Raw genomic sequence first — 13067 nt, 5'->3', positions numbered from 1 at the left:
GTTTAAAAGTAATTCTGGCGAAATATGCCACAAGATCTGGACGAGTGGCTTTACCTGGGTGACAATCCGTTCGTCAATTGAAGATCATGGAGACGCCGGGCGGGCATTGACCCGCGCGTTGTCCCAGCTCGGCAACGGCGAGGGCTGATGCGCTTAGCTCATGGGTTGGTCGTGGCGATGTTGGCGGGCGCGGTCGTGGCAGCGCCTGCCGATCACTTGGACGCCGTTGCCGGTGTGCGGCAACAGAGCACGGACGCCGTCACGCGACAGCGGAGCGCGGAACCCACGGAGAAGTCCGCTCTCACTCTCGCCCGCCGGACGAGGCAGCCGGTCGAGGTGGACGCGATGCGCACGGAGACGCGCCAGGTCTTCGCCCGGCCGGACGGCACCTTCGTGCTGGAACAGCACGCGCGTCCGGTGCGCGTGCGTCAGGCGGGCCGATGGGTGGCCGCGGACGCGACGCTCCGGCTCCGGCCCGACGGCACGATCGCCCCTGTCGCGACGGCGGTCGACCTGACGTTCTCGGGCGGCGGGAGCGCGCCGCTCGCCCGGATGGCGCGCGGCGGCAAGGCGCTGGAGCTGGGGTGGCCGGGCGAGCTGCCGGAGCCGGCGCTGAGCGGTGACACCGCGACCTACCCCGAGGTGCTGCCGGGAGTGGATCTCCAGGTGAAGGCGGACGTCGACGGTTTCTCCCACCTCCTCGTGGTCAAGACGCGGGCGGCGGCCGGGAACAGGGCCCTGACCGAGCTGGGCTTCCCGCTGTCGACCAGCGGGCTGTCGATGAGGTCCACGAAGGGCGGCAACCTCGAAGCGGTCGACGGGAACGGCGGAACGATCTTCACGGCCTCGCCGCCGATGATGTGGGACTCCTCGGGGGCCTCGACCGCGCGCACACTGGCCGCGGGGGAGGGCTCCCCCGCGGACGCCCGCCACGAGGTGATGGGCCTCGAACTCACCGGCAGGAAAATGGTGCTCAGGCCGGACCGGGACATGATCGAGGATCCGAGGACCAGGTTCCCCGTCTACCTCGATCCGTTCTTCTCGGCGGCCCGCGGCGCGTGGACGTCCGTCTGGAGCAACAATCCCAGCTCCAACTTCCTGAACGCCAACGACGTCGCCAGGGCGGGACACGTCCCCGGGCAGACCAACAGGTCGTTCTTCCAGATGAACACCGGCACGGCCATCCACGGCAAGCAGATCATCAAGGCGACGCTGCGGACGTATGAGACGTGGTCCTACTCGTGCAGCGCGCGGAAGGTCGAAGCCTGGTCGACCAATCCGATCAGCAAGAGCACCACCTGGAACAAGCAGCCCACCTGGGTCAAACTCCTCGACACCGTTAACGTCGCGAAGGGCTGGGGACCGGCCTGCCTGCCCGGCGGTGTCGAGTTCGACGTCACCAGCCAGGCCGTGGACGCCGCGGCGAAGAACTGGCCCAACATGACCATCGGGCTCAGGGCCACGAGCGAGACGGACAACTACAGCTGGAAGAAGTTCAAGAACAACCCCAGCCTGGTGATCGAGTACAACTCGCTGCCCGCCGCGCCCGTCGCCGCCGACGCCTGGTCGGACCCGGGCGGCGGCTGCGTCGCCGGCGAGGGGCGGCCGACCGTCGGCAGCGCCACGCCGAAGCTGTGGGCCAAGCTGCGCGACGCCGACAACTCGGTCAAGGGCCGGTTCGAGTGGTGGAACGCCGCCGGCACGAAGGTGGGCGAGCGTCTCACCGAGCTGCAGGGAACGGGCAGCGCCTTCTACGCGGTCGTCCCGGAGGGCGCCTTCGGCGACGGCTCCGTGATCCGCTGGCGGGTCCGCGGGGAGGACGGCAGGGCCGGCAGCGCGTGGAGCCCCTGGTGCGAGGTGACCGTCGACGCCACCGCCCCCGGCAGGGAACCGGGGGTGACCTCGCCGGAGTACGCCGAGAACGGCTGGAACGACGGCGTCGGCCGGGCCGGCTCCTTCACCTTCACCGCCAACGGCGTCACCGACGTCGCCGGCTACGTCTACGGGCTGGACACCGCGCCCAAGACGGAGGTGGCGGCCGGCCCGCAGGACGGATCGGCGACGGTCCGGATCACCCCCCGCCACGACGGCCCCAACGTGCTCTCGGTGCGCAGCAGGGACCGCGCGGGACACCAGAGCCCGATCCGCACCTACATGTTCAACGTCAACGCGGGCACGGGCCCGGACGGGCACTGGACCCTGGACGAGGGGCAGGGCACCGTGGCCGCCGACCGCGCGGGCGCCCACCAGGCCACCCTGTCCGCCCCGGCCGCCTGGACCACCGGCAGGACCGGCCTGGGCCTGCGGCTCGACGGCACGGGCGGCCACGCGCAGACCACCGGTCCCGTCGTGTCCACCCTGCGCAACTTCACGGCCGCCGCCTGGGTGCGGCTGACCGGCGCCAACGCCACCGCGACCGCGGTCAGCCAGGACGGCGGGCGGACCGGCGGCTTCTCCCTGCAGTACTCCAAGGCCGACAACCGCTGGGCGCTGAGCCGTACCGGCGCGGACGCCGACGGAGCGCCGGGCGTGCGCGCGCTGTCGGAGGCCGCGCCGAGGCTCGGCGAGTGGACTCACCTCACCGGCGTCCACGACGCGGCCGCGGGGACGTTGTCCCTGTACGTCAACGGACGCCTGGAGTCGACGGTCCCGTTCACCCAGCCGTGGGACGCGACCGGGCCCCTGGCGATCGGCAGGGGGAAGGCCGGCGGAGTGGCGGCGGAGTTCTGGCCGGGCGACATCGACGACGTCCGCGTCCACGGCCGGGCGATGTTCGGCGACGAGGTCGCCGACCTGGTGAACAGCGCCGCGACGCTGGTCGGGCACTGGAAACTGGACGAGGGATCCGGTGCCTCCGCCGCCGACTCCTCCGGACGGGCGTCGGCGGCGACGCTGGGCGGCGGCGCGTCCTGGAGCGAAGGCTGGCTGGACGGCGCGCTCGCGCTCGACGGCACGGGCGGCCACGCGCAGACCGCCGCTCCCGCGGTCAACACCAGAGCCGGATTCACCGTCGCCGCCTGGACCCAGCTCGACTACCTGCCCACCCGCGACGCGGCCGCCGTCTCCCAGGCCGGGAACAGGGCCAGTGGCTTCCAGCTCGGCTATGACAAGGAACAGGGGCGGTGGGTCCTCAGCATGGCCGCCGCCGACACCGACACCGCCGCGCTGGTGCGGACCCGGTCCGACGCCGTCCCCGCGCCGCTGGAGTGGGCCCATGTGGCCGGGGTCTACGACCCGCTCCAGGGCGAGCTGCGGATCTACGTCAACGGCCGGTTGTCGGACAGCACCGTCACCGACCACGTGAGCGCGTGGAACGCGATCGGCCCCCTGCAACTGGGCCGTGCCAAGAACGCGGGTGCCTTCGCCGGCTACTGGCCGGGGACCGTCGACGACGTCCGCACCTATGACGGTGTGCTGAGCGCCGAGCAGATCTCCCAGCTGGCCGCCCAGTAGACCCCTCCCTTCCCGTCACCCCCTGTCCAGTCACCTCCCGTTCGACTCGTCGGTCCAGTCACCTCCCGGTCCGACCCGGCCAACCAGTCCCTCCGTTCGACTCGTCGATCCAGTTACCCCCCGGTCCAACTCGTCCAACCAGTCACCCCCCGTTCGACTCGTCCACAGATTGGGTGAAGTCAATGGATCTGCCATCTGAGGTAGCCCCTCCGGACTCCTACTGGAATCGTTTACTGAAACCCGTGCGCAGGTCGCCGTGGCCCCGGCGGCTGGCGGCCGCGCTGGCCGTCGTCGTCGTGGCGCCGCTGGTGCACGCGGCGCCCGCGAGTGCCGCACCGCGCTCCGCCCCGGCCGTTCAGAAGGAGACCCCCGTCCGCGGGCAGCGGGTCCCCGTGCTGCCCCAGCCGGCCGACCCGGCGCAGAAACAGGCGTGGCGAACGCCGCCGAGCACCGCCTGGCCGAAACCGCAGGCGGTCGAACTGGACGCGACCGGCGACGCGCAGGCGCGGTCCCTGACAACCGGCTTCCCCGTACGGCTCGCCGCGCCGAAGGCGGCGGCGAAGGCGTCCACTCCCGAGCGGGTCCGCGTCGAACTGCTCGACACCGCGCGGACGGGGCTGCTCGGCCTCGCGATGCGGGTGTCGCCGGGGCAGGGGGTGGCGGCGAAGTCCGGCAAGACGCGGCTGGAGATCGACTACTCCGGGTTCCGCCACGCCTTCGGCGGCGACTACGGCGCCAGGCTGCGGATGGTGCGGTTGGAGGAGTGCGCCCTGAGCGCCGCCGCGGCCGGGACCGCCTGTCCGCGGCCGGAGCCGGTGCCCGGCGACAACGACACGGAGACGGGTACGCTGACCGCCGACGTCGACCTGCCCGCGCTGTACGCGGTGACGGCCGCGGCGGCGGGTCCGTCGGGCGACCACGCGGCCACCTCGCTCGCCCCCTCGGCCGACTGGAGCGTCGGCTCCCAGTCGGGCGACTTCGGCTGGAGCTACGAACTGCGGGCGCCACCGGCGCTGGGCGGCGACGAGCCGGAGATGTCGATCTCCTACTCCTCGCAGAGCGTGGACGGCCGCACCGCCTCCACCAACAACCAGCCGTCCTGGGTGGGTGAGGGTTTCGAGCTGAGCCCGGGTGGCTACATCGAGCGCCGCTACAAGTCGTGCATGCTCGACGGCAAGAAGACCGGCGACCTGTGCTGGGACCAGGAGAACGCGACGCTGGCCCTCGGCGGCTCGGCCGTCGAACTGGTCAAGGACGCCACGACCAAGCAGTGGCGGCCCAGGCGCGACGACGGGACCCGCGTCGAGTATCTGAAGGGGGCCGTCAACGGCGACAACGACGGCGAGTACTGGCGCGTCACCACCGCCGACGGCACCCAGTACACCTTCGGGCTCAACCGCCTGCCCGGATGGGTGTCGGGCAAGCCGGAGACGAAGTCCACCTGGACGACGCCGGTGTTCGGCAACAACAGCGGCGAGCCCTGCTACGCGAGCGACAAGGCGGCGGCCTGGTGCCAGCAGGCGTACCGGTGGAACCTCGACTTCGCCGTCGACACGCACGGCAACGCCACCACCTACTGGTACGAGGTCGAGAAGAACTACTACGGGCGGAACATGAAGCCCGAGCTGGGCACGGAGTACGCGCGCGGCGGATACCTCAGGCGGATCGACTACGGCTACCTGCGGGGCGAGCTGTTCACCAGGTCGCCCGCGGCCCAGGTCGTCTTCGACGTCGCCGAACGGTGCGTCCCCGGCGGTACGGTCACCTGCGCCGCCGACCAGCTCAAGAAGGAGACGGCGAGTCACTGGCCCGATGTCCCCTTCGACCAGATCTGCGGATCGGGGGAGAAGTGCACCAACCGGCTGTCGCCGACGTTCTTCTCCCGCAAGCGCCTGGCGAAGGTCACCACCCAGGTGGTGAACACCGACACGGCCAAGTGCTCCGGCAAGCCGTACTGCGCCGTCGACTCCTGGACGCTGACGCAGTCGTTCCCGGCGCCGGGTGACGGGCTCAGCCCCGCGCTCTGGCTGGCGTCCCTCCAGCAGAGCGGTCACGTGGGCGGCACGATCACGCTACCGAAGATCACGTTCACCGGCGTCCAGCTCCCCAACAGGGTGGACACGGACGAGGGCCGAGCGCCGCTCGTCAAGTGGCGGGTCCAGGCGGTGAACAACGAGAGCGGCGGGGACCTGCGGGTCAACTACGCCCCCGCCGACTGCAAGCCGGGAGACGTGCCGGCCGCCGACCGCAACACCCGGCTCTGCTTCCCGCAACGATGGGCGCCGGAGAACGAGAGCGAGGTCACCGACTGGTTCCACAAGTACGTCGTGAAGCAGACCGTCGAGGTGGACCGGGTCGCCGGGTCGCCGTGGGTGGTCACCGACTACGAGTACCTCGACGGAGCCGCCTGGCGTTACGCCGACAACATCCTGGTGAAGCCCGAGCACCGCACCTGGGCGGACTGGCGCGGGTTCGGCAGGGTACGCGTCCGCCAGGGAGACGGGCAGGACGGCAAGCGCACGCTCACCGAGTTCAGGTACTTCCGCGGCATGGACGGCGACCGCCTGGCCGACGGCTCCAAGCGCAGCGCGCAGGTCGTGGACTCCGAGGGCGGCAAGCTGGACGACCACGACCAGCTTGCCGGTTTCCAGCGGGAGGAGATCCTCTACGACGGCGACGGCGGAGCGATCCTGACCGCGTCGGCGGAGGAACCGTGGTCGCTGAAGACCGCCGAGTCGACCCAGGGCGGCGTCACCAAGGCCGCGTACATCGTCGAGGACAGGTCGATGGTCACCCGCACGGCCCTGGAAGACGGGAAGTGGCGGCGGACCGGAGAGACCCGCTCCTACGACGAGCAGGGCCTGCTCACCCAGGTGGACGAGCAGAACGACCTGGCGACCGCCGAGGACGACCAGTGCACGCGCTACACCTACGCCCGCAACGGGACTGCCTGGATGCTGGACTACACCAGCAGGATCCAGAAGGTCGCCGCGGGGTGCGGCACCGCCGTGGCCAAGCTGGCAGCCGATGACGTGATCTCCGACGAGCGGGTGCAGTACGACGGCGGGCCGTACGGCCAGGGGCCGGTCAAGGGCGACATCACCACGATCCAGGAGGTCGCCTCCGGAGACGGCGCGACCGTCACCAACTCCATCCTGACCTACGACTCCTACGGGCGCACGACCAGCGAGACCGACGCGGTCGGCACCAAGGTCACCACCACCTACACGCCGGCCTCCGGCGCCCCGGCGACCGAGATCAAGGAGACCAACCCCCTCGGGCACGAGGAACGCACCTTCCTCGAACCGGCCTGGGGGGAGCCGGTGGCCGAGATCGACGCCAACAACCGGCGCACCGACATGGAGTACGACGCGCTGGGCCGCCTCGTCAAGGTGTGGCAGGGCGACCGGAGCAGGGCGGCAGGCCAGTCGCCCAGCACCGAGTACTCCTACCTGACGCGTACCGACGGCCCCAACGTCGTCACCACCAAGACCCTGCGGGCCGACGGCGGCTACACCACCAGCCACGAGCTCTACGACGGCCTGCTGCGCAGCCGGCAGACCCAGGAGCCCGCGCCGCGCGACGACCAGACGCAGGACCCCGCGCTGCGCGACGGGCGCACGATCACCGACACCTTCTACAACTCGCTCGGCGAGGTGTCCAAGAGCAACGGCGGCTACTTCAGCCCCGGCGAGCCGTCCACCGACCTGCTCGGAGTGGCGGACGCGGACGTGCCCAGCCAGATCGGCTACGTCTACGACGGGGTCGGCGAGGTGAACGCCCAGACCTTCCGGGTCAAGGGCGTGGAGAAGTGGCGGGCCACGGCCGCGCAGCGGGGCGAGCGGGTGCACATCACGCCTCCCCCCGGCGGCGCAGCCGTCACCCGCATCGGCGACGCCGAGGACCGGCTCGTCGAGCTGCGGCAGTACAGGGGCGCCACGCCGACCGGCGAGTACGACTCGACCAAGTACACCTACGACAAAGCGGGCCGGCTGGCCAGCGTGACCGACCCCGCCGGCAACGTGTGGCGGCACACCTACGACATGCGCGGCCGGGAGATCAGGACCGAGGACCCCGACAAGGGCGTCACCACGTTCACCTACAACGACGCCGACGAGATGCTCACCTCCACCGACGCCCGCGGCAAGACCCTCGCGTACGTCTACGACGCGCTGGGCCGCAAGCTGGAGACCCACGAGGGCTCCAAGGACGGCCCGCTACTCGCGGAGTGGAAGTACGACGCGCTGGCCAAGGGGCATCTGAACGCCAGTATCCGCCACCTCGGCGGCGAGGCGTACAAGGCCGAGATCAACGCGATCGACGCCGAGTACCGCGCCCTGCGGCAGACCGTCACCGTCCCGGCGCGGGAGGGCAAGCTGGCCGGATCGTACGTGCTCAACACCCGCTACACCCTCGACGACCAGGTCCAGTCGGTCAGCTTCCCGGCCGCGGGCGGGCTGGCCGAGGAGTCGGTCGTCTACTCCTACGACGGGCTGAGCCAGCCGACCAAGGTCACCGGCCTGTCGCCGTACGTCACGGCCGCCCGTTACTCCAAGCTCGGCGAGACCCTGCAGTACGAGCTGAGCACGGGGGGCAGGAAGAGCTGGCTGACCTACACCCGTGACGAGAGCACCCAGCGGCTGACCCGGACGCGGCTGGACCGCGACACCGCCACGGCGACCGACCTGGATCTCAACTACACCTACGACCCCGTCGGCAACATCACCAAGATCATCGACAGTGCGGGCGGCCAGTCGAGGGACACCCAGTGCTTCACCTACGACCATCTGCGCCGCCTGACCTCGGCGTGGACGGCCACCGACGACTGCGCGAGCGGCTCCCCGCAGTCGGACAGGATCGGCGGTGTGGCGTCGTACGCGACCAGCTACGCCTACGACGTCACAGGAAACCGGATCAAGGAGACCCGGCACGCGTTCGGCGGACGCTCGGAGTCCGTCCGCACGTCCACCTACCCCAAGGCCGGCGAGAAACGGCCGCACGCCCTCCAGTCGGTGGGGACGGACACGTTCGCCTACGACGAGGCGGGGAACACCACCAGGCGCAAGGTCGGAACCGCCGACCAGACCCTGGTCTGGGACGCCGAGGGCAACCTGGAGTCGGTGGCCGAGGCGGGCAGGACCACCTCGTTCGTGTACGACGCCGACGGCGACCGGCTGCTCCGCAAGACGCCGACGGACGCGACGCTCTACATCGACGACATGGAGCTGCGGCTCGACAAGGCCAAGGACGTCGTCGAGTGCACCCGCTACTACACCGTCAACGGCGAGCCGGTGGCGGTGCGCACGCCCGACAACCAGGTCTACTTCCTGGCCTCCGACCACCAGGGCACGGCTCAGGCCGCCGTCAACGCCGGTAACGGCGACCTGGCGGTACGGAGGATGACGCCGTTCGGCGAGGATCGCGGCTCCCCGCCGCCGTGGTGGCCGGGCCAGCGCGGATTCGTCGGAGGCGTCAAGGATCAGACGATCGGGCTCGTCCAGCTCGGGGCCCGCGAGTACGACCCCGGGAACGGGCGGTTCCTGTCCGTCGACCCCGTCATCGACGAGGAGGATCCGCAGCAGCTCAACGCCTACGCCTACGCCAACAACAGCCCCGTCAGCATGAGCGACCCCGACGGGCAGCTCGTCTGGTTCGTCGTCGGGATCGCGGCCAGGATCGCGGCGCGGGCGCTGCTCAGGAAGCTCGCCCAGCAGGCGGCCAGGCGGGCCGCCATCCGCCTGGCCAGGCAGCGGGCCATCGCCCTGGCCAAGAAGAAAGCCGCCGAAGCCGCTAAGAGGAGGGCCCTCGCGGCGGCCAGGAAGAAAGCCGCGGAGGCGGCCAAGAGGAAGGCGAAGGAGCTCGCCAAGAGGAAGAAGGCGGAGGCGGCCAAGAAGAAGGCGGAGGAGATGCGTAAGAAGGCCGCCGAAGCGGCGCGCAAGCGCAGGGCCGCGAAGGCCGCACGCCAGGCCAAGCAGGCCGCGAGGCGGACCAGGGCTCATGTGCGGAAGGTGACCGGCGGGCGGGTGACCAGGCTCCCGACCAGGGCCTCCCGTCCACGCCCCGCCAGCCGGCCGACCAGTCACCGGGCGGCCCAACGGCAGTCGCCTCCCAAGGCTGTCCGCTCGCCCGCCGTACGGCAGGGGCAGGTGTACGGCAACAACGGCGCGGCGCAGCCGACCCAGTCCGTCTCGGTGTTCCGCAACGGGAAGATGTATCCGGACGGAGCACCACCGCCGAACATGGTGCGGCCCTCGGGGTCGGGGCGGGGCATCAGGCAGGACTACAAGCCGCTGGAGCAGGAGCCCGGGGTGACGAGGCCGGGCGCCATCGCCGAGACCTCGACCCGGGCGGTCCGTTTCTTCGACCAGAGCGGGCTGGACGACTTCTTCGGCGGTCTCGGAGGGTTCTTCTGACCCGGTCCGGAAGCCGGTGAGCGGACCGGGCGAACGGTAGCGGGCCCTGGCGCACGGTGGTGCGCCGGGGCCCGCTTTCCCTGTCGCCGCGGCGACGTCGCCCGCGCGACAGCGTGCATGTCCGGGGGGCCGGCCGATGCCTCTCGGTGGTCTTTAACAGCATTTTCACCTAAATGCGACTATAGCGGTGAATATCAGTGCATATGTGTAGAAAGTCCCATTCCACTCGTGCGCTGCTGGAGGATTCAATGATCCGAAGGATTATCGTCCTGCTCGCCGTCGCAACCGTCACGCTGGGCGGCGCCGCCAGAGCCGTCGCCGCTCAGCCGGACCTCAACGAGCAGGACAAGAAGTTTCTGGTGCAGTTGCACCGGGTCGATCTGACCGCGATCCAGGCGGGAAATCTCGCCCAGCGGAGATCGACGGACCGGAGCATAACCGACCTCGGGAAGATACTGGTCGACGACCATACGAAGCTGGACGAGAGCGTGCGGCAGGTGGCCCAGAAGGCCGGAGTGCCGCTGCCCGAGGACCCGAACGCCAACCAGCGCCAGCAGCTCGCCGAGCTGTCGAGGCTGACCGGGCAGGTCTTCGACAACGTGTGGCTGGCTGCGATGATCACCGGCCACCGCCAGACCCTCGACCGCCTCGATCAGGAGCTGAGCGAAGGCTCCTCCCCTGAGGTGAAGAAGCTCGCCGAGGACGCCAGACCGGTGGTGCGGGAGCACCTGAACATGCTCCGGAAAGCCCGTGGCGGCCCCATGAGCCCCAGCCCCAGCCCGAGCCCCAGTGGCACCATGAGCCCCAGCCCGACCGGCACCATGAGCCCTGGCCAGGAGGGAACCATGAGTCCCGGCCAGGAGGGAACCACGAGCCCCGCTCCCAGCCCCGGTGGCACCGGCTAGTGACGGAGCGGAGGAGGCAGGCGGGTGGCGCGCCCGTGCGCGCCGCGCGTAGTTGATGATCTGCGGACGAGCTTTTTAAGGAGAAGCCCGATATACCGGAGGTCGACCCTCTTCACTCGGATGATCCATCCTATTTAGCCGCATATCGGATTGTCGGAAAGCTCGGCGAGGGCGGGAAGAGCACCGTCTACCTGGGGACGGGTCCGGAAGGGGAGCAGGTCGCCGTCAAGCTCGTTCACGCCGATCTGACCGGGAGCGAACGGTTCCTGCGCAAGGTCGAGGAACTGCGGCAGGTGTCCGCCTTCTGCACCGCGCAGGTCGTCGAGACCGGCCTGGCGGGCGACCGGCCGTACGTGGTCAGCGAATACATCGACGGCCCCACCCTGCGCAAGGCCGTCGCGAACGACGGTCCGCTGCGCGGCGCGGCGCTGTACCGGCTCGCCATCGGCACGATGACGGCCCTGGTCGCCATCCATCAGGCCGGGATCGTCCATCGCGACTTCAACCCGGGCAGCGTGCTGCTCGGCCCGGACGGGCCGAGAGTGATCGACTTCGGCATCGCCGAGGCGCTCGACGCCGGTGCCGCCGGCACCACGCGGTCGGTCGGCATGCCCGCCTACCTGACGCCGGAGCAGCTGGAGGGCGAGCCCGTGGGGCCGGCCGGGCGGATCGGTCAGCGACCTTGCAGCCCCTTGACGTTGTCGCCGAACGTCCAGCCCTTCGACCCGTCCCAGTTGATGGACCAGGTCATCAGGCCCTTGAGGTTGCCGCCGAAGCTGTTCCAGCTCTGGCTCACCAGGGAGGGCGCCATGTAGCCGCCTCCCGCTCCGGCCTGGGCGGGCAGGCCGGGGACCTGCTTGTCATAGGGGACCCTGATCGTGGTGCCCTGGATGACCAGCCCCTTGTCCAGGCAGGTGGTCTGAGCGGTGAATCCCTGCACCGTCCCCGCGGAGTAGGAGTCGCCGGAGCAGCCGTACATGCTGCCGTTGTAGTACTGCATGTTCAGCCACCAGAGGCGGCCGTTGTCGGCGTACTTCTTGATGATCGGCAGGTACGCGCCCCAGATCGAGCCGTAGGTGACGCTGCCGCCCGTGACGTACGCCGTCTCGGGGGCCATGGTCAGGCCGAAGTTGGCGGGCATCTGGGCGAGTACGCCGTCGATGATGCGGATGAGGTTGGCCTGGGACGCGGACAGCTGGTTGATGTTGCCGCTGCCGCTGAGGCCGGTCTCGATGTCGATGTCGATGCCGTCGAAGTTGTACTTCTTGAGGATCGGCACGATGGTCGCGACGAAGCGGTCGGCGACGGTGCTGGAGCTGAGATCGATGCCCGCGGTCGCTCCGCCGATGGACATCAGGATCGTCAGACCGGCGGCCTTGGCCTGGCACATCTCGGCCGGGGTGGCGACCTTGACGGTGGAGTCCATACCGTCTTCCCACAGGGCGGTGCCGTCGGAGCGGATCACTGGGAACGCCGCGTTGATCACGTTGTAGCCGTGGGCCTGGATGCGGGAGTCGGTGATCGGGATCCAGCCGAGCGGCGGGTGCACGCCGTTCGACGCGCCGTCCCAGTTCTCCCAGTACCCATGGAGGACCTTGCCCGTCGGCCTCGACTTCACCGCGCACGTCGTGCCTGGGGTCGGTGTGGGTGTCGGTGTCGGCGTTGGGGTCGGCGTAGGTGTCGGTGTCGGTGTCGGTGTCGGGGTCGGCGTAGGTGTCGGGGACGGGGACGGGGACGGGGACGGGGAGGCTCCGGGACCGTCGAAGCTCATGTCGTCGGCGTAGTAGGCGCCCTGGCCGTACCAGCCGTGCAGGTAGATCACTGCGGTGGTCTGGTTGGCCGCGGTGGTGAAGGGGACGGTGAGCTGCGTGTACGCCGTCGCCGACGAGGTCCAGGTGGACCCGCCGCCGTTCACGCCGAGGTATACGTAGTTGCCGCGGACCCAGGCGGTCAAGGTGTAGGCGGTGCTCGGCCGGACGGTCACGGACTGGCTGCACTGGGCGGTGTCGGAGGCACTGGCGGCGCCGGCGAGCGCCTTCGTGCCGGAGCGGACCGGCGAACTGACCACTGACCCCAGCCCGCCGGCGCAGGACCAGGGCGAGAGGGTTCCGGTCTCGAAGTCCGGATTCACCAGCAGGTTGGCCGCGTTGGCCGGCGTCTGGGCGACGAGGGCGCCCACGGCCGCCAGCAGTAACGACACTGCCAGCATCAGCAGACGCGATGTTCGGTTACGCATGAAGGTCTCCCGAACCAGGAGCGATCGGAGCCTCTGCGCCGATCGAGGGGGGTGAGGGTA

At 70.1% G+C, this 13067-nt stretch carries 4 protein-coding genes and 1 pseudogene; 4 read left to right on the top strand and 1 reads right to left on the bottom strand.

Annotation, left to right across the window (positions count from 1 at the left end):
- Positions 1-345: 345 nt before the first annotated feature.
- The 4 genes and pseudogenes from BM085_RS24280 to BM085_RS24265 form a co-directional block, all read left to right on the top strand.
- Entirely contained in the window at positions 346-3453 is a 3108-nt protein-coding gene (locus tag BM085_RS24280; RefSeq protein WP_245789625.1) for a LamG-like jellyroll fold domain-containing protein, read from the top strand.
- Positions 3454-3695: 242 nt separating this feature from the next.
- The gene (locus tag BM085_RS24275) at positions 3696-9866 is read left to right on the top strand and encodes an RHS repeat-associated core domain-containing protein (protein ID WP_177245247.1); all 6171 of its coding nucleotides are present in this window, start codon (positions 3696-3698) and stop codon (positions 9864-9866) included.
- A gap of 248 nt (positions 9867-10114) precedes the next feature.
- Positions 10115-10771 carry a DUF4142 domain-containing protein gene (locus BM085_RS24270; RefSeq protein ID WP_177245246.1) on the top strand — a complete coding sequence of 219 codons (657 nt, stop codon included), beginning with the start codon at positions 10115-10117 and terminating at the stop codon, positions 10769-10771.
- A 92-nt stretch (positions 10772-10863) separates the two neighbouring features.
- Positions 10864-11418, top strand: a pseudogene (locus BM085_RS24265) (serine/threonine-protein kinase); the annotation flags it as partial.
- Positions 11419-11444: 26 nt separating this feature from the next.
- Here the strand turns inward: BM085_RS24265 and BM085_RS24260 are convergent.
- A complete protein-coding gene (locus BM085_RS24260) occupies positions 11445-13007 on the bottom strand; it encodes a glycosyl hydrolase family 18 protein (protein WP_093889223.1) in 1563 nt (520 codons plus the stop codon).
- Positions 13008-13067: the final 60 nt, after the last annotated feature.

Source organism: Streptosporangium canum (assembly GCF_900113865.1).
In the GTDB taxonomy this organism is placed as follows: domain Bacteria; phylum Actinomycetota; class Actinomycetes; order Streptosporangiales; family Streptosporangiaceae; genus Streptosporangium; species Streptosporangium canum.
Note: the sequence above shows the minus strand (reverse complement) of the source record. Positions and strands in the feature narration are given on the sequence as shown.

Excerpts from the sequence above, each read along its gene's own strand:
- BM085_RS24270 (WP_177245246.1), top strand. The coding sequence starts at position 10,115 with ATGATCCGAAGGATTATCGTCCTGCTCGCCGTCGCAACCGTCACGCTG.
- BM085_RS24260 (WP_093889223.1), bottom strand. The coding sequence starts at position 13,007 with ATGCGTAACCGAACATCGCGTCTGCTGATGCTGGCAGTGTCGTTACTG.
- BM085_RS24280 (WP_245789625.1), top strand. The coding sequence starts at position 346 with ATGCGCACGGAGACGCGCCAGGTCTTCGCCCGGCCGGACGGCACCTTC.